Raw genomic sequence first — 18,929 nt, 5'->3', positions numbered from 1 at the left:
TATTTTCTGGTTACTTGATTGTTCAAATTATCATCAGCGCATTTTCTGTTTATGTAGTTTATCCATGCTACTTATTGAAGTGCGGAATGTGGGATAAAAGAGACTCTGAGTAGCTAGACAACTTTACGTCCACTGAGAACTACAAGAGCAGATGCCATGACTACGCTGTAACCTCTACTTGATGAGTTTCCACAGTGAGTGGGAAACCAAGTTTTGTAGGAACTTTAAGCAAGCTGCGATCGCAAACCTGCATTGTTATTCGATAACTCCGCTTTGTATAGGTTTGGGTAGGTATTTGCTAACGGTTCATCTTAACATAGAAGGGTTAAAAACCCAGCTTATTTATCAAAACCGGGTTTTTAAGTAATTGTTAACTTATTTCGGAACAGTACAACAGGGCAATAAAGGCTTATTTACAACTTCTTTAATGTCTACTGAATTCAATAAATCTTCCCAATATTTCTCAACTTCAGGATCATTAGGGCGCTGGCGGCGTAAATTAGCTAAAGTTCTCAGAGCATCTTCCCAAAATCCGGCTGTTGCAAATAAAACTGCACGATCCAAGTCTGTAGTTGGTTGGTTTAGCTCAAGGGACAGGTTTTCATCTTGCGATCGCACAATTCTACCTTCTACATAAGAATCTTTATCGCGGTTATCAATATCACAAATCATCGAAAAAGTCCAATTGTATTCTTTACCGATTTGTAGAGATGGCTGATCGGCAGGTAAATTGACACTAACAATACCATTCTGCCCAACAGGTTTGAAAGTTCCCTTATATAATGGGTCAATGCTATTACCATCCCGCAAAACAAATTCTAGTGCTTGCACTGTTGTAGAAGTTTGAGGAACGTAGAAAAAGAATGTCGGACGTTCTGCTGTGGTTCGTTGAGCTTCCTTATCTGTTGGCGTTAGGGGAATAAGATATTGTCCGGCTGGAAAGCAACTTCCCCGTGTACCTGCTGATCTTACCCTACCAGGTCTACCTGGGACAAAGGCAATACGATTTTTACCGCGTTGGATGTAACTTGTAACATTTCTAATTGCAGAAGTAGCATACCTATCTCCAGGGCGTAGGCGTTCTGCTTGCTGAAAATTCAATAAAGCTTTTCTATAGTTTCTCCGTTTGGTTTCATTATAACCAAGAATCATATATTGGGTGTAAGCTGCTTTAGCTTGTGCTAGTTGGTAAACTGACTCTGTTGCCAAAACCTGAGTAGTGCTTACAGGCTCGAAAGAAAGAAATGCTAAAGCAGCAAGCAGATAGCTTGCCCAAAATCTATGTTTCATGATATTTATGTCTATTTGTAGTACATTGTTTGGGTATATATAATACAATAGCGTAAGCTTGACAGTGGCAAGACTTGAGGTGTGCTACTTTGTGCGAAGGCTGAGTTAGCCTTCTAAATTTTTTCCAAAAAACTTCCCGACTTCTTAAAAAAGCCGGGAATCTGAACCTTTCGATTTTCAGTAGCCTAAAGTTTATAGACTATTGAGTTTTGTCTAATAGCCATCTCCAGAAATTAAATACGCGTTATCCAGAACCCTTGTAAAGAGTTAGCACTGCTACCTCTCTAGATTCTTTGTCACTCATAAGTCTAATGAGGTACAGCCAATTGTTCATCGGCTACCTGAACATAATCGGCAACAATTTTACGGAATAAATCGCCTTCAATTGTTTCCTGCTCCGCTAGCAAATCGACTAAACGCTCCAAAACTATGCGGTTTTCTTGCAACAGTTCTTTGGCCTTGATGTAAGAACTGTTGACAATTTCGCGTACTTGTGAATCAATTTTGGCGGCAATTTCCTCAGAATAGTCTGATTTATTCATCCAATCGCGTCCTAAAAATACCTCTGCACTCTGATTTTCTAGTGACAATGGGCCTAATTCTGACATCCCGAAGCGTGTCACCATCTGCCGCGCCATCCCTGTCACATGTTGCAAGTCATTGCTAGCACCTGTGGTCACTTCTGGCTTCCCAAAAACGATTTCCTCGGCAGCGCGACCACCCAAAGTAGCAGTAATTCTGGATTTGAGTTGGGAACGGGAAATTAACCCCTGTTCTTCGTTGGGAGTAAACCAAGTTAATCCCAGTGCTTGTCCCCGTGGAATTAATGTCACTTTCTGCACAGGATCGTGGTCTTTAAGCAATGTGCCCACTAAAGCGTGTCCAACTTCATGATAGGCAATCAAGCGCTTGCTCTTGCTGTCTACTAAGGCGGTACCTTCCATACCTGCAACCACTCGATCTATAGCCGCATCAATTTCTAAAATGGTGACAGCTTCTTTGCGTCTTCTCGCGGTGAGAATGGCGGCTTCGTTGAGTAAGTTGGCTAAGTCTGCGCCAGTAAAACCAGGAGTGCGACGAGCGATCGCTTCTAATGATACGCTAGGATCAATTTTCTTGTTCCGGGCGTGGACTTTCAAAATTTCTAGTCGCCCTTTCAGATCAGGTGCATCCACCATCACTTGTCTGTCAAAGCGTCCAGGCCTGAGTAGGGCTGCATCTAAAACATCTGGGCGGTTTGTGGCAGCAATAATAATGATGCCTGTGTTCCCTTCAAAACCATCCATTTCGGTGAGCAGTTGGTTGAGGGTTTGTTCGCGCTCATCGTTACCGCCACCAATACCAGCACCCCGTTGTCTACCTACTGCGTCAATTTCATCGATAAATATTAGGCAAGGAGCATTCTCTTTGGCTTTTTTGAAGAGGTCGCGCACACGAGATGCACCCACACCAACGAACATTTCCACGAATTCCGAACCGGAAATACTGAAGAATGGTACACCTGCTTCACCTGCGATCGCTTTTGCTAGTAAAGTTTTACCAGTACCAGGAGGGCCAATTAACAGCACTCCTTTGGGAATCCGTGCGCCTACAGCGGTAAATCTTTCTGGCTGTTTCAGGAAAGTAACAACTTCCTCGAGTTCTTCTTTAGCTTCTTCAACGCCAGCGACATCTTCAAATTTCACTCCAGTTTTTGCCTCCATTTGGAAGCGGGCTTTGGATTTGCCGAAATTCATCGCTTGGCTAGAAGCATTTGTAGAGCGCCGGAGGAACAATAGCATTAAAGCTACCAGTGGCAAAATCCACATCAAATTAATCAACAGTCCAACAGCAGCTCGACTGTTAGCAGAGGAAACTTCACCAAAATCAACGTTCTTCTCTTTGAGAATGTTAATTAACTCTGTATTTTGAGCCAAAAGTCTCACCTGTTGCGGTGGTGCATCATCCTTTTGCCCCTTGAGATAAACCCTTGCTAGCTGTTCGGTTTCGTCAAGCTCTACTTTTTGGATTTCTCCCGCCTTCGCTTTTTTGATCAAGTCGCCATAATTTAGAGAGGTGGTTTCTGCTTTTTGTGCCATGACAGGAGTACTAGCGAAAATTCCTGGCAACATAATCAAACTAGCAGCAATGCCTATGGCGGGTTTCTTTACGAGACGTTGCGCGAACGCCAACGCACCAACCCAAGCACCGCGCTTCGAGGACTGCTTTTTTATCAATGCTTTTTTTCCCAAGTTTGTCATAATAATTACCCTTTGTCTGCTGGCACAAGTTGAGCTATGGTTTTATGCCTATTCTTCTATTAAAAATTGTAATAACTGGAAATTACACTTTTCTTATCTAGTCTAACTTCCACATAAAACCATTCCCAATTTTCTGCCGGCTATTCTATAAAGTTGAGCGACCTGGATCGTTATCTAGATTTATGCAGATGTTAAGACTGGACATTGGAAAGAGGTAGCCAAAGGTTGATTTATGTGCGGATAATAACTTTATTCTCTAGTCCCCATTCTCCAATCCCCAGTCCCAATCCCCAATCCCCAATCCTCAATCCCCAATCCCCAATCCCCAGTCCCCAGTAAATATCAATTTGACACATTCTGACGCAAATCGCTAAGATAGGCATAGTCATAACGATTCCGTTTTTTAAGAAATCTGGTACTAGTAGCTAATTAATAGTTTGTGGGTTAATTATGGTCAGAATTATTGGTATTGGTGGTAGTTTAAGATCCAACTCTTATACCCAGCTTGCTTTACAAGTAGCAGTGCAAAGGGTAGAAGCCCTCGGTGCAGAGGTAGAAGTTCTCGATTTACGGCAGTTGCAGCTACCGTTTTGCAGTGGTGCAAAGGAGTATCCAGAGTACCCAGATGTTAAGCGGTTGCAGGATACTGTCAGTCAGGCTGATGGCTTAATTTTAGCGACACCTGAGTATCATGGTAGCGTTAGTGGTGTCCTAAAAAATGCTCTGGATTTGATGAGTTTTGAGCAATTATCTGATAAAGTGACAGGACTAATTAGCGCCTTGGGTGGTCAGCCTAATAGCAACGCCCTAAATGACCTGCGGCTAATTGTTCGGTGGGTACATGGTTGGGTGATTCCTGAACAAATTGCGATCGGACAAGCTTATGGTGCTTTTAGTCCTGAAGGCAAGTTATTGGATGAGAAACTCTCCCAAAGATTCGATCAATTTGCTCAGAGTTTAGTTGATAACACTCGCAAACTGCGGGGCGTAAATTAATTGTCGGGTGGGCAAGTAAAAATACACCTGCTCTGGCGAATGGAATTCGCGGCTATACAGACAAAACCCACCTCCGTGGGTTTCAAATTCTTTAAGTCCGCGTAGGCAGACGAAAGTTTGTGTAGCCGCGATTTCTAATCGCCTGGTATATTTGCTAGATATTTATACTTTGTGGAATTTGGGAAGGTAGCAAGAACTTGTAAGGCATTATCCTTTTAGAATTCTTCTGATTAATTTCTTGCTCAATTCCTTTGAGTTCATTTTGAAAAGCAAGCAGTGCCGAACTCAGTTCTGGCTTAGATTTAAAGTATGAGTTAGAGTACTGCCCTAGCTGCGTATAGTAGACCGAGCCAAGCAAATAAGTTAACTTAAGTTGGGTTTTAGCTTGGTCTAGCGGAGGTAACATCCTCATAAAGTCGCCTGCTTGGTCAGGATTAGTCGGTGCTGGAGAGTAGACAGCTAGAGGAAAAGCAGGTGCATAGGTCATGAGTTCGCTTTGCGGAAAATTAACCGCAGCGTGTTGGGCGCTAGCAGTAAAAATGATTGTGGAAACAGCATCAATTAGATAATCTAGCGTTTTAATTGTGCCTGAGATATCTTCACCAAAATTCTGGAGGCGACCTCCTTGTTCAGAGATTAATTCCTTGGCCCAATTTTGTAACGCTTGGTCAGCTAATATTTGCTGTTCACTGATATAGTAACTGCTCAAATAGGCACGCACCCATTTATGAATAGCATTCCAAATCAGCAGTCCGTCATCTCGATAAGGATATTCAGGTAGCTGAGAAGTATTATTAACGCCGCGACTTGCCAAAATTTGGGGAAATATAAGATCGTTGAAATGGTGCAAATAATCTTGGGCAGCTTCAACAGTTAGCTGGCGATCGCTCTCAATTGTACTAGCTAAAATCGCATCTACTTCACGACCAGGGGCAATCAAAATCTTATGAGCGCCGTAATTGATTAATATAGTCCCCTCAAAGTGAGGTTCCAGCAAAATTCTTAAGTGATGGCTTGCTGGTAATCGTCGCTTAGTAGCGATCGCAAAAGGTTCGATAAATAGGTGAGTGCGACCAAGGTGGCTAACCAATTCGTGGTAGTTACTATCTGCCATTTGGACAATACTCTTAGCGATCGTCCAGTTATCGCCATTTAGAGGTGTGAATACCGGATCTTGCGGCTGACACTGGATAGCCACTGGTACTAGAGAGTGAGATGGGCTACCAGATGGTGGTACTGCAAATAATGCCAAAGGCGAATAGATATACTTTTGTTTGTCAGGAAAACTCCCCTTTTCCATGTTTTTTAACTTAGAATAATCAGCTTTATAAAGCCGACCCTCTTTCTTCGCAACTTCAAGGGAGTCTGATATACCAATAATTTGCTGGTATTGTTCGTTAGTAATTTGTAAAGGTTGTTCCTGTTCTAATACCTTTTGAAGCATGAGTGGATTTGGCCCAGCAACCTGCATATAGGCAAAAACCAAATCCTCTTGAAACCTAGAGCTAATTTCTGGTAGAGGGATTTTGATAAATAATTTATTATAATCCTCAAGACTTGGCTCAATTGCAGATGCTTGTTTAGAAAATTCTACTTCTATCGGCAATGGTTGAGTGCTTTCTAATTCCAACAATTCAGCATTGGATTTAATGATTTCTTTGAAAGCGGAACTTAGCAAGTCTGTGATTGAATCTTCTAGTTCAGGAGGCAATGACAATCCTATATTTCCTGAAGTTGCACCTATTTGATACAATTCAAATTGCTCGTCAATCTCCTGAAGCTGTTCCTCAAATGCAGAAATTTCTCCAGGGTCAGATGACACAACATTGGATGGATCGGTTGCAACTATTTGTTCAGTAATATCTTGAGTAATCGATGCAAGATTTAAAGCAATTTTTTCTAAGTCTTGTTTACTTTCCGCATCTTTTATTTTTTGTTCGATATCTTCTAAGCTTTGTACTTTAATGTTCAGGGCTAAACTATTGCTTTTGGCATCATTATCCAATCCGTAATAAATGCCATTATCGAAGAATCTGGGAAACTTACTTAGAGCATCATTTACCAAGATAAGTGTTAACTTCTGAGCTACTAAAAGTACCCATTTTAAACTAGGCAATTCTTGAATTGGTAATTCTACCTGAATGATTGGTAATGAAGTAGCACCTGTCAGAGCCAGTGGCGGAACATAATTATAATTATATTCATATTCTGTAAATGGCAATGAGCTTTTATTGTGCTTTGTAAGCTTATATAAAAGCACCAAAAGACTTTCTATATCTGATTTTGTTAGACCTAAAGAAGAAGATATTGCCTGAGAAGATAGAGACATAATTACTCCTGAATTTAGCAAATTTCTCACTAGCGAACCAGCATAAAATATTGTCTAAGTAAGTCGGTGCTAATATTTCCAGCTATGTTAAGGAATTTTAATGTAGGGTGTGTTGTCGTAGAGCGCAACGCACCGTCAACAATCTCAGGTGCGTTGCTATAAGGCATAACACACCCTACAGCTAATTTATCTTTCTTCGTATACATTGAATTTTTCTCACCGACTTACTTATCAGATATTTATGTTGGCATTTGCGAATTTATCAAAGATAACACAACATATTAAAGCTTAGTAAATTAAAGAGTGCTTTCATGCCATAGTAAATATTAAAAATTTATAATTTTTTACTTTAGATTTCAGTAATTCAGTATTTTTTCACATAAATGAAATTAATTGAATGAAAATACATATCTTGAGTTTTGAATTCGGAGCATACCCCTTTGGGGATCTTGCTACGCGCAGCGTCTCGTAGAGAAGGGGGTTTCCCCCATGAGCAACTAAGATACAAGGTTGGGTTACGCTCCGCTCCACCCAACCTACAATTTTTTTGCTGAACCGTATTGGGGCATAAAGAGAAAACACAGTTTCATATAAAAAATCCCACGCCTTGAAGCAAGCGTGGGAGATTTCAAATAAATACACCAGAAATATCAGGTGGGCAAAGCCTTGACCACCCAATAAAGCTTAATGATGGTGGTGATGATGATGGTGCCCAGCTAGTTGGGGATTAACTGCCAAAGTTTTCTCTGACAACAACTCTGCAATATGAGCATCAGCCCATTGGGCCACCATTGCCAAAAATTCTGGATGGTCGTTGACGCAAGCCATTTGCACGTAGTTTGTACCAGGATGCTGTTTTTCTAAAGCATGGATGATGTGGTGTACATCCAATAAAGTTTCGTGGTTTTCTGTCGCAAAGCCAATTGGCATAAATATCACTACTTTCGCACCCAATTGAATCAGGTTATTTGCAGCTTGCTCTGCATTTGGCTGTGTCCAATCAATTAGGGGTGTGTCATGATTTAGCCAACCCACTGAGATTAAGGGATAACGGTTAATCAACTTATCCCGAACTAAATCGTACATTGCTTCACTTTCGGCAATCCCAGAAGTAAAGCCTTTAGCTTTATGGGGACAGCCGTGATTCATTAACACAATACCGATTTGAGAAGGTAGATAAGCTGCGGCTAATTCAGCAATTTTCTCCTCAACCAGATGAGCCATCAAATCGATGTAAGCTGGTTCGTTGAAGAAAGAAGGAATGTAGCGCTGTGCTTTAACCCAGTGTTCTTCACCATCAGTCAACTCAACAAGAGCATTGTTAACTTGCTCGATCGCAATACCACTAGTAAAGATAGAATCAACAACTAGCAGTGGATAGATTAGCAGCTTCTCGAAGCCTTGGTTTTTGATTTCTGCCAGGACTTGGTTGGGTAGAAAAGGGGCACAGAAGTTAAAAGCTTTGAAAACTTGAACCTTATCACCCCATTTTTCTTGTAAATTCTTTTCAATGCCAGCACGCTGCTGTTCAAAGATGGCGTTGTGTGGGGAGATAAAATCGTGGTGTGTATGTCCCCACTCGTGGCGGTCAAATAGCGCCAAAAGCTTTGCTAGGGGGGGATAAATCCAGGTTGGTACTGGTGCAAATTTTGCTGTCAGTAGATTTAAAGCCTGTTCGTTATAGTTGGCGAAATCTTCGTAGCTTTCGACTTCGCCGTAGCCCATGAGCAATACGGCTACACGGTCTTTACCTGATAGATGCTCGTGAGTGTGTTGTACTTTTTCCGGCGTGGCAACCACAATGAGTTCCTCAATATAACCAGAGTGCAGAGAGATTTAGAGCTAGGGAATAGTTTAGATATTTTCCCTACTACTAACTTATTATCCCATCCGGGGGGATAGGATAGGTGGGAAAATCCTAATAATACATCAAAAGACATACAAAACTTACGTGGGCATTGGGCATTGAACCAATGCGGCATCTGCTATGTTGCTGGAATACCGAAAGTGCTTAAGATGCCTTAGAAATCGCGGCTATACAAACGTACCCCGTTGGGGAACCCGTTCGCGAGTGCGTCTCCGAAGGAGAAGGGTAGGCCGCCTGCGCGGACTAACGCAAAATCAATGTTTTCAACCCGCGCAGGCGGGTTTTGCCTGTGTAGCCGCGACTTCCAGTCGCCCGGTGCAAGATATGAGTCAACTCGTAAAAGTGAAAATACAAACAAATAAATTATATTGGATTGAATTATTGTTTCATATCTCCTAACCATAAAAAAGATAATATCTAAAAAATTAGTCCAATCATGTTTTAATTCTAATTCTGCGCGAATATTCGAGAAACAGATATCAACACCATTAATTTTACCAAGCCCCTTCGGGGCGGGAACAGGGAACTCTTAACAGGGAACAGAAAAAAAATTAGCCCCGAATACAGGGTTTAAAGCCCCTAAATTTATTTATGAAAAGAGATAAAAATATTTGAAACGAGATGGCGTCAGCCACGATGTTTCAATGTGTCCTTGTACAAATCCCCTGATTTTAATTATGGGGATTTCCCTGTTGCCTGTTGCCCGTTCCCTGTTCCCTTTTAACATAAATATAAATATCACTTTCAATCCTGTTTGGGTTAATAAGTCCTTTGAATAGTTGGCTATGTTGAAAAGAATTAATACTATTTTTAACTTCTTCTAAGGTTCTTCAATATAAATATAGCAATCCTAAATGATTTATGAGAATATACGGAGATATACAACGTGATTTATAAAACTAATTTTGAAGCTATATATTATGCAGTGTATATAATTCTAGTCTCCAAATCAAGTCATCAATGAGTGTTTGAAACTACATTTATGGGTTAAGCATTTTCTCACGTATGATTCCGGATTGCTATATAATCTTTGATATCAAAAGATATCATGGAGACAAACTTAAACGTTATAATTAAAAAAGACAAGAAAAATAGATTAAGAGCAACAATAGATAATAAAGCTTGTTTCCTACGAGATTCAAATATTTTTAATTCACTCAATAGATTTTTCTGACAAAATACTTTGAATTCTTTTAATGTTTTTGGTGTAAATTTTTCAATAACTAGTTCGGGTTCTTCTGGCAAGGTTTCGCTTGGTGTTTGTAGCTTAACTTCTGATTCGGTAGGGTTTTGTGAAATTGCAGATACATCAATATTATCTGTAAATAGGTCTTAATATATAATAATATTGCTTGATTTTTGAAGAAACTCTGTATATCTCAAGAGTCAAAAAATCAAAGGTAGTGTCACGAATGAGTATAATTATTTGCCCTGGAATTCATGAACCAGAGTTAACTGAAAGCTTTAGAGTAGGATTGTTAGATTTAGTTTCTCATGGTGCGATCGCACCAAATTCCGCAAATATACTGATTTATCCGGGTAAAGATGTTTTGGTTTTATCAGCATTGCACATTTTGCAGTTTTTGCGCGATTGCTTGACTGGCTCATTAAAATCACCAATCATATTCATTAGCTTTAGTGCTGGTGTCGTTGGGGCAATAGGGGCAGCGCATTTATGGCAACTCTTAGGTGGCCGTGTCAAAGCATTTATTGCTATAGATGGATGGGGAGTACCACTACAGGGGAATTTCCCTATTCATCGAATGAGTCATGATTATTTCACTCATTGGAGTTCCTGTTTGCTAGGTAGTGGGCAAAATAACTTTTATGCAAATCCCGCAGTCGATCATTTATCGATTTGGAAATCTCCCCAAACTGTACAAGGCTGTTGGGTAGATTCTTCCATTGAGATTATTCCACCCAAAGGTCGTCTGACAGCAGCGGAATTTTTGCTTATGCTGTTAAAGCGCTATGAAGCAAATTAATCCGGACAATGGAGTAATTAAACAGGAGATAAGGAGGATGAGGGAGATAAGGAGGATGAGGAAGATAAGGAGGATGAGGGAGATAAGGAGGATGAGGGAGATAAGGAAAAATTTTCTCCCCCATCTCCCCCATCTCCCCCATCTCCCTCATCTCCCCCATCTCCCTCATCTCCCCCATCTCTCCCATCTCCCCCATCTCCCTCATCTCCCCCATCTCCCTCATCTACCCAAAGAAAGTATCTAAATGTTTCCAACTGAACCGGCTGCTGTTAATAACGGGTTTGGCGCACTGCTAAAAAACCGTGGTTTCATGTTCCTATGGTTTGGACAACTGGTGTCTCAGTTAGCAGATAAGGTCTTCTTTTTGATGCTGGTCGATCTGGTAGTAGACAAAAACAGTAGCTACTTTCCTCCTGCGGGAGTAGGAAAAGAATCGATGTACCCCATTTTGATGGTGGCGTTTACTATACCAGCAATTTTATTTGGTTCAGCAGGGGGTGTATTTGTCGATCGCCTACCGAAAAAGCTGATTATGATCGGCTCTGATATTTTACGCGGGCTATTGGTCATTGGACTTGCCTTTTTACCAAGGGATTTTCATATACTTCTGCTCATCACTTTTGGGGTTTCCACCGTTACCCAATTTTTTGCCCCAGCCGAACAAGCGGCGATTCCTTTACTGGTGAAGCGAGAGGGTCTAATAGCAGCTAATGCGCTGTTTACTAGTACAATGATGGGTGCTTTAATTGTCGGTTTTTTGTTAGGAGATCCGCTGCTGAGTTTGGCTGAAACTGGTATAGCTAAAAACTATGGGCCAGAGTTAGTGGTGGCGCTACTATACCTGTTGTCGGCTGTAGTTATGTTACCGATTCACTTTCGGGAAAAAAAATCATCAAGCGAAATTCTAGGCGATCGCATCGACCTTTGGGCGGACTTTAAAGAAGGCTTACGCTACCTTAAGAAAAACCGTTTGGTGTTAAATGCAATGCTGCAAACTACAGTTTTATACTGCGTCTTTGCCGCCTTGATGGTACTTGCCCTGCCTTTAGCTGAAAAGTTTGGTTTACAAGGAAAACAATCTGGACGCTTTATCGCCGCAGTGGGAATTGGTATGGTTATAGGTGCTGGCATTTTGGGTCATTGGGGCGAAAAAACGCATCACAAACCTTTACCTTTAATCGGCTTTTTGGGTATGGCGCTCATTTTGGCTGTGGTTTCCTTCACCAATAGTCAAGTATTAGCACTCGGATTTTGTATTTTACTGGGTGTGAGTGGTTCCCTAATTGGTGTACCAATGCAAACTCTCATTCAACAGCAGACTCCACCAATTATGCATGGTAAGGTTTTTGGCTTTCAAAATCATGCCGTTAATATAGCCCTTTCTGCACCACTGGCGATTACAGGCTGGTTAAATCAAGAGTTTGGCTTACGAATTGTCCTGATCGGAATGAGTCTTGTGGTTGCATTTGTCGGTATTTGGGCTTGGAAAAATACCCGCAATGTCTTGCAAGACGTAATTTAATTAATGTAGGCTATTGACACTCTCAGGTCTAAAGACACGCTCGTTTCTTAGTTCATCGACGTACCTTAAAATCATCCATCCTTTCGGCAATACTTAAACCTGAAACCCGTTTAATCAACAAAGTTTCTAGTCTAATTTGGTTGACCAAGCGTGGGTTTCATCTCCCTAAGCGTTAGAGAATTATTTCTCTAGTTCCCGTATGCCCTACGGTACTTTGTTCAATTAATAGATAGTCTTGTTTACTGGTCTGAATGCCCGTTGGCATCCTAGTTATTTTTAAAGTGGTTTATTCACTACCCACTTGCTATTATTTTTTCCTAGCCAGTCGTTTTGGGGTTGATTATCCATTTGAGAAGCGCGGTTATTCTACCTGTGCCATAACTAATATTATACCATGCACTGTACCAAAAATTAATTCTGAATGCCTTTATTACCGCACGGGTTGCTTATATCTCAGCGGCTCAAGCCAGTGAAGCTCTACGCTTACCGGCTAACTTGTAATCTAGCTTTAATATTTAGATAATTAGATATATATAAAATTCTCGGAATTTAATTGAGGTTTTCCATTAAAATGAAATCTTAACTACAGAATTCAGCATTAACTTTAGCTATAGTCTGAGGTTTGACCGTGCGTTCACGAAGTGTCTCCGCAGGAGAATCGCTCTCCCCAATTAGTCTCCCACAAACCGAGAATCACAAACAGCCCCGTAATTCTAGCCCGCCAGTCGTGCCCAAACGTGCATCTGGCGGTTTTGCTCTGCTTGACAGCCTTCACCGCCACGGCGTTGATTATATTTTTGGTTATCCCGGTGGAGCAATTCTACCAATTTACGACGACCTGTATAAGGTGGAAGCAACTGGTGCTATTAAGCACATTCTCGTGAGACACGAACAAGGTGCAGCCCATGCTGCCGATGGTTATGCCCGTGCCACAGGGAAAGTCGGAGTCTGCTTTGGTACTTCTGGACCAGGAGCAACTAACTTGGTGACGGGCATCGCCACAGCCTACATGGATTCGATTCCGATGATTGTGGTTACGGGACAGGTAGCACGTCCATCGATTGGTACAGATGCGTTTCAAGAAACCGATATTTACGGAATTACCCTACCAATCGTCAAGCACTCTTATGTAGTGCGTGACCCCAAAGACATGGCGCGAATTGTCGCCGAAGCCTTCCACATCGCTAGCACTGGGCGTCCGGGGCCAGTTTTGATTGATGTCCCCAAAGATGTGGCCTTAGAAGAATTTGACTATGTACCTGTAAAACCAGGTTCAGTGAAATTACGCGGTTATCGTCCCACTGTTAAGGGAAATCCCCGGCAAATTAATGCCGCAATCCAGTTGATTACTGAAAGTCGCCGGCCGCTATTGTATGTGGGTGGTGGTGCGATCGCAGCTGGTGCCCATGAAGAAATCAAACAACTAGCTGAATTATTCGATATCCCTGTCACCACAACCTTAATGGGGATCGGTGCATTTGACGAACATCATCCCCTCGCTTTGGGAATGTTGGGGATGCATGGCACCGCTTACGCTAACTTTGCTGTTAGTGATTGTGACTTGCTAATTTGCGTCGGCGCTAGATTTGACGATCGCGTTACAGGTAAATTAGACGAATTCGCCTCCCGCGCCAAAGTAATTCACATTGATATCGATCCGGCAGAAGTCGGCAAAAACCGCATTCCCGAAGTACCCATCGTCGGCGATGTACGGAACGTGTTAGTAGACTTGTTGCGTCGATGCAAAGAAGCAGGCGTCAAGGCTACACCGAATCAAAACCAAGAATGGCTAAATCTAGTTAATCGTTGGCGCGAAGAATATCCTCTCATCGTGCCGCATCATCACGACAGCATTTCACCCCAAGAAGTGATTGTAGAAGTCAGCAACCAAGCACCCCAAGCTTTCTACACCACAGATGTGGGACAACATCAAATGTGGGCAGCACAATTCCTGAAGAATGGCCCAAGGCGCTGGATTTCTAGCGCTGGTTTGGGAACGATGGGTTTTGGCTTACCTGCGGCGATGGGTGCGAAAGTGGCATTTCCTGATGAAGAAGTCATCTGTATCAGTGGCGATGCTAGTTTCCAAATGTGTTTACAGGAACTAGGAACCCTTGCACAGTATGGGATAAATGTCAAGACGATAATTATCAATAACGGTTGGCAAGGGATGGTACGCCAGTGGCAGCAAGCCTTCTATGGTGAGCGTTACTCATGCTCCAACATGGAAGTAGGGATGCCAGACGTAGAGTTATTGGCAAAAGCCTACGGGATTAAAGGGATGGTAATTAGCGATCGCAGTGAATTAAAAGATGCGATCGCCGAAATGCTAGCACACAAAGGCCCCGTGATTGTGAATGTTCATGTCACCAGAGACGAAAACTGCTATCCAATGGTAGTCCCTGGCAAGAGCAACGCTCAAATGGTCGGCTTGCAGAAGCAAGCGCCAAAAGCTGCATCAGAGCCAGTGTATTGTAGTCACTGCAATGCTAAAAATGCTCCTACTCACAACTTCTGTGCTGAGTGTGGGACAAAGTTGTAATACTGTTTTCTCTGCGTCTCATAAGGTTGAATTAATTACTGTTTAACCACAGAGGCGCAGAGAGCGCGGAGAGAAAAAGAGATTTTACCATACTCAGTGCTGAGTACTCTTATTCTTACTCAGCACTCTTCATTAATTTTTCCCATGCGGACGCTGAATAATCGTCTCCACTACCCGCCGCTTGGCTTTTGGATCGATACCTACTAAGCGTACATACTCACCACTATATTCTGTTAGAGTTGATTCCAAATTTGAGATTGCATCAGACTCAGCATCAATGTGGCTGTTAACACAACTTTGCCAAGAACCTGTGCGAAAACGGCGTTCATCAACGTGTTCAATACTAATTTTGTAACCCTGAGATAATAATTGCCGAATCTGTTCTTGTGTCTCTAGGGTCAAATGTGGACTTGATGCTTGTTCTTTTTGGAATCCATTAGTTTTTACTTCTGGAGTTGCGCCATTTGATGGCTGACTAATTGGTGTCACCGCAGCAGTTGGTGCAGATTGATAATAATTTCTGCCCCGATTTAGTCGGTTGTACTCATCAACCAATTGGGAATTTTCCACCCGTTTGTGTTCGCCAACCATCAAGTTACCAGACTCGATTAAGTGAGACAGGGTGAAATTGGGCTTTTTAAATTCTGGTGGTCCTTCAACGCTGTTAACCACATTCAAAGATACCTGCTCAAAACCGACTTTATGGATATAGTTGCGGATTTGTTCGTCATAAATGCGCGATCGCAAAGCGCTAAAAAAGTCAATGGACTGATTGATAAAAGTATCAACTAGCTGTTCAACTTCCCGTGGTGACAGTCCATCGGGTTCAAAAATCCCCTTGACAATTCCCACCTTGTCATCTCTATCTGGTTCCCAGTAAAATTTATCCATCCGTCCATCCCGAATTAACGGTGCATAGAGGGTAGAAAAATCATTACCTGTGACGATAATCGGCACACGATTTAAAGGCGTGGAATCATAGCTTCCCGGCAACTGCACATCTGTAGGATTATCAGCAATATTCATCAGTGTGGCATTTACCAACTGCGTATTTACAGTATATTGAGTGCCTTCATCAAAGCGTCCAGCGCCAGCATCTAAATCGTTAATCATCAGTACACACATTTTGCCGCGTACTTTAATGAGTTCTGCTGTTTCTCGATAGCGCAGCCGAATCAACCGCGCTGGATCTCCTGCATCTGGACTTTCTAATTCGCCGCCAGATATTAGAGTCACCTCAATACCCATTTTTTCAAAGACTAACTCACATTGAAATGTTTTGCCCTCACCTTTGCGTCCATGAATTCCCAAAATCAAGGGTACTCGCACGCCAGGAAGCTTCAAAAAGTTTTTAGTGATGTGGACAGCAAGTTTGTCCAAAAAGCGAGGAGCGATGTAGTAACCCATGAGTTTATCTTATGAAGAATTAACACTTCTAAGCTTAATGTTAAGTTTTTTTGGGGATAGCGATCGCTTTTCTTTCATCTGACGATTTTTCGGCTAATGGCATCTCCAATCTCCATCAGTATCTCTTCCTCTTCTGGAGTAAATTCGTAGGGAATTGGCTTGGCAATGCCCAAAGTACCATGCAATTGGCCATTCAGCATTAGCGGCACAGTGATAGAACCTTCTACCTTAGTTTCCTTTGCCGAGGGTCTGGCCACCCCCGATTCATCAGTTTGTAGGTTGCAAATCTGCACAGGTCGCTGGCGTTCAGCGGCGACACCAGCCATCCCTTTGCCAATGGGAATTACTGTCATTTTAGGCAACAGGAATTCTGGAATGCCCTGGTAAGCCTTTAGGTGCAATAATTGGCTATCTTGATCCAGGATATGGATAGTACCTGTAGAACAGTCGAAAGCAGCCAGGATTTCGGTCAGCAGCCGGTTCCAGTCTATGGCTGGGTCTGACAGGGCATCAAAAATTGCTTTGGTATCTGAAGTCGTCATAGTGGTAATAAATTCAGATGCGGTACAACATTATATCGCGAGGTCTAGGGGCACGGCAGTGCCCATTGGTGTCAACTTAACGTGAAACCGCTTGTCCGCCGGGAATTGAAATTCCCGTCTCATAGCTAAAGTCATCTGAAGATGACTAAAATATCGCCAAAAATCTCCAGTCTACTTCAGTAGACTTTAGCTAAAAGCCAAAGAAATTTATTTTTGAAGTAATAAGTAATGAGTAATACTCATTACTCATTTATTTATTTCCGGGCGGGCATGGAAGCCAACAGATAAGCTATTTCCAGCTTAAGTTGACACCAATGGGCACTGCCGTGCCCCTACGGGTGTACTCACATCTACATCAATTCCATCTCCTGTAACCCTTGGCGTAGCCTCTTAGCTTCTTCAGGATTATACCTTTCATGAATGGCGATCGCTTTTCTAAAAGCTGTTAAACTATCTTGATGATTGCCAACTTTCAGCAATACTACTCCTAAATTTTGGTAGGCTTCGGCATAATTGGGATTTAACTCGATTGCATTTTGATAACAGGCGATCGCATCTATAAATAAACCCAAAGCTTTAAATGTCATCGCCAGATTATAATGCCCAAAAACAAAAGTAGGGTCAATTTTCAAAGTTGTGGCGTAAGCAGTTTTCGCACCGTTAAAATCTCCTGCTGCTTTGAGTAAGTTACCCAAGTTGTTGTATGCTCCTAATTTGAGCATGGGGTAAATTGGCAATTTGATGGCAGCTTGATAGTGAGAAATAGCTTGTGGAAATTTTTGTAACCGGCTGTAGGCAATGCCTAAATGATAGTGGAGTTCATATAAAATATCGTAGTTTTCTTCAACAACGGTGATTCCTCGCCGAAGTAAATCCATACCTTGGGTAATTTTCCCAGTTTCCACATACAAGGCCCCTAATTTACTGCAAACATAGGGGTCATCAGGATGAGTAGCAAGAAACCCTTCCATCGCCGTCGCGGCTTTGGCATATTTGTTATTTTGAGTGATCGCACTTTTTTGATATCCTGTGTGTAAAAGTGCCACTCCTGGTAAATAACCTACTTGCCAATGCGGTTCTTTGGTTAAAATTGCTGACACGCTATCATCCACTAAGGCATGGTAAGGACGGTCAAAACGAATATCTAGATGATTGCGGAATAGCCTGGAAACCAGAGAATAGGGAGATTGTTCTGCACCAACTTCCTGGCGAACGAGGTTGATTAGCAGATATTCATCTCTAGCGATCGCCTCTTGCAACTGCGGTACAATTCCTGGTGTTAGAGTTTCATCGGCATCTAATACTAAAATCCAATCACCACTGACATATTTTAGAGCTTCATTGCGGGCAGCACTGAAGTCATTACACCATTGAAAATGATGTACTTTTGCACCGAGTTTTTGAGCAATATAGGGAGTGCGATCGATTGAGCCTGTATCCAATACTACCATTTCATCCACTACTTTTCTGACACTGTTCAGGCATTTAGGTAGTGTTGCTGCTTCGTTTTTCACAATCATGCACAGACTCAAACTCATAATTTAAAAATTGGGAGTGGGGAGTGGGGAGTGGGGGGATGAGGGAGATGAGGGGGATATTCCCTTGTTTTTGAAATAGGTTATACCAATTTAATGTGAAGCTGCACTAAATGAGTAACTCTCTATTCTTGGCGCTCTTCTCTAACGAGACGCTACGCGATGGCGTACTTGGCGGTTCGTTTAATATTCTGTGCATCTTCATACAAAATTGGTATTAGCTGCTTTCTGTGAATCTGCGTAGATGTTTACTCATACAGAGAAGCAATCTTATATTATCTCGAATCCCGTGAGTTGTCTTTGAATAAAAAAGTCCCCAGGTTGATGATGCCAGGGACTAAGTGCGTTATGGTCGTAAACTGATTTACTGGCTTAGTAGTCCAATAGCCATTTCAAGGTAAATTTTAGCTTTGTGCAAGTTTAGTAAGTTCTCTTGATCCCATCGGTCAGGGTAATTCATCACCTTGCCTTCCATTGTTAGCTTAATCAACGCCGCTTGCTCATCAGTCGGTGAGTTCATCTCATCTACCACCCCTTCAAGAAACTGGATAATGGTAAAGCCTGGTGATTTCAACCCTCTTGCCTGCCTTAGCTGAGAAAGTGCTATCTCTGGGAATGCCATCAAGGTAACAATCCAACTAGTACATCACGGCGGAAATAGACATTCAGGAGAA

At 42.1% G+C, this 18,929-nt stretch carries 14 protein-coding genes; 4 read left to right on the top strand and 10 right to left on the bottom strand.

What is annotated here, in order from left to right; all coding sequences use genetic code 11:
• Positions 1-375: 375 nt before the first annotated feature.
• The 3 genes from V7K67_RS11500 to V7K67_RS11490 form a co-directional block, all read right to left on the bottom strand.
• On the bottom strand, positions 376-1,290 hold the full coding sequence (locus V7K67_RS11500) for a DUF928 domain-containing protein (protein ID WP_335166591.1): 915 nt from the start codon (positions 1,288-1,290) through the stop codon (positions 376-378).
• A 308-nt stretch (positions 1,291-1,598) separates the two neighbouring features.
• The gene (gene ftsH / locus V7K67_RS11495) at positions 1,599-3,530 is read right to left on the bottom strand and encodes an ATP-dependent zinc metalloprotease FtsH (RefSeq protein WP_334729003.1); all 1,932 of its coding nucleotides are present in this window, start codon (positions 3,528-3,530) and stop codon (positions 1,599-1,601) included.
• 230 nt (positions 3,531-3,760) lie between these two features.
• On the bottom strand, positions 3,761-3,919 hold the full coding sequence (locus V7K67_RS11490) for a hypothetical protein (protein WP_335166589.1): 159 nt from the start codon (positions 3,917-3,919) through the stop codon (positions 3,761-3,763).
• Between the two features lie 61 nt (positions 3,920-3,980).
• Between V7K67_RS11490 and V7K67_RS11485 the strand changes: the two genes are divergently transcribed.
• Entirely contained in the window at positions 3,981-4,526 is a 546-nt protein-coding gene (locus V7K67_RS11485; protein WP_335166587.1) for an NADPH-dependent FMN reductase, read from the top strand.
• Between the two features lie 154 nt (positions 4,527-4,680).
• On the opposite strand, the gene V7K67_RS11480 is transcribed toward V7K67_RS11485, so the two are convergent.
• Entirely contained in the window at positions 4,681-6,855 is a 2,175-nt protein-coding gene (locus V7K67_RS11480; RefSeq protein WP_335166585.1) for a lipoxygenase family protein, read from the bottom strand.
• Positions 6,856-7,539: 684 nt separating this feature from the next.
• Complete coding sequence (locus V7K67_RS11475; RefSeq protein ID WP_334729000.1) at positions 7,540-8,655, bottom strand: ferrochelatase; 1,116 nt, start codon at positions 8,653-8,655, stop codon at positions 7,540-7,542.
• A gap of 1,479 nt (positions 8,656-10,134) precedes the next feature.
• Between V7K67_RS11475 and V7K67_RS11470 the strand changes: the two genes are divergently transcribed.
• Positions 10,135-10,707 carry a hypothetical protein gene (locus tag V7K67_RS11470; protein WP_334728999.1) on the top strand — a complete coding sequence of 191 codons (573 nt, stop codon included), beginning with the start codon at positions 10,135-10,137 and terminating at the stop codon, positions 10,705-10,707.
• 17 nt (positions 10,708-10,724) lie between these two features.
• Here the strand turns inward: V7K67_RS11470 and V7K67_RS11465 are convergent, their stop codons facing one another.
• Positions 10,725-10,961, bottom strand: a complete 237-nt coding sequence (locus V7K67_RS11465; protein WP_335166582.1) for a hypothetical protein — start codon at positions 10,959-10,961, stop codon at positions 10,725-10,727.
• Between V7K67_RS11465 and V7K67_RS11460 the strand changes: the two genes are divergently transcribed.
• Both V7K67_RS11460 and ilvB read left to right on the top strand, forming a co-directional pair.
• Positions 10,952-12,229: an MFS transporter gene (locus V7K67_RS11460; RefSeq protein WP_334710966.1), complete on the top strand. Its 1,278-nt coding sequence runs from the start codon at positions 10,952-10,954 to the stop codon at positions 12,227-12,229. The two genes, V7K67_RS11465 and V7K67_RS11460, sit on opposite strands and share 10 nt — an antisense overlap.
• A 628-nt stretch (positions 12,230-12,857) precedes the next feature.
• Positions 12,858-14,771: a biosynthetic-type acetolactate synthase large subunit gene (ilvB, locus tag V7K67_RS11455; RefSeq protein ID WP_334728997.1), complete on the top strand. Its 1,914-nt coding sequence runs from the start codon at positions 12,858-12,860 to the stop codon at positions 14,769-14,771.
• 132 nt (positions 14,772-14,903) lie between these two features.
• On the opposite strand, the gene V7K67_RS11450 is transcribed toward ilvB, so the two are convergent.
• The 4 genes from V7K67_RS11450 to V7K67_RS11435 all read right to left on the bottom strand — a co-directional run bounded on the left by V7K67_RS11450 (position 14,904) and on the right by V7K67_RS11435 (position 18,877).
• On the bottom strand, positions 14,904-16,178 hold the full coding sequence (locus tag V7K67_RS11450) for a ribulose bisphosphate carboxylase small subunit (RefSeq protein WP_334728996.1): 1,275 nt from the start codon (positions 16,176-16,178) through the stop codon (positions 14,904-14,906).
• Positions 16,179-16,252: 74 nt separating this feature from the next.
• Positions 16,253-16,720 carry a GAF domain-containing protein gene (locus tag V7K67_RS11445; protein WP_334728995.1) on the bottom strand — a complete coding sequence of 156 codons (468 nt, stop codon included), beginning with the start codon at positions 16,718-16,720 and terminating at the stop codon, positions 16,253-16,255.
• Between the two features lie 350 nt (positions 16,721-17,070).
• Entirely contained in the window at positions 17,071-18,240 is a 1,170-nt protein-coding gene (locus V7K67_RS11440) for a tetratricopeptide repeat protein (protein ID WP_335166580.1), read from the bottom strand.
• Positions 18,241-18,619: 379 nt separating this feature from the next.
• Entirely contained in the window at positions 18,620-18,877 is a 258-nt protein-coding gene (locus tag V7K67_RS11435; protein WP_335166578.1) for a hypothetical protein, read from the bottom strand.
• Between the last annotated feature and the right edge of the window lie 52 nt (positions 18,878-18,929).

It is taken from the genome of Nostoc sp. (assembly GCF_036917155.1).
Classification (GTDB): domain Bacteria; phylum Cyanobacteriota; class Cyanobacteriia; order Cyanobacteriales; family Nostocaceae; genus Nostoc.
This window is presented reverse-complemented; position numbering and strand designations above follow the sequence as displayed.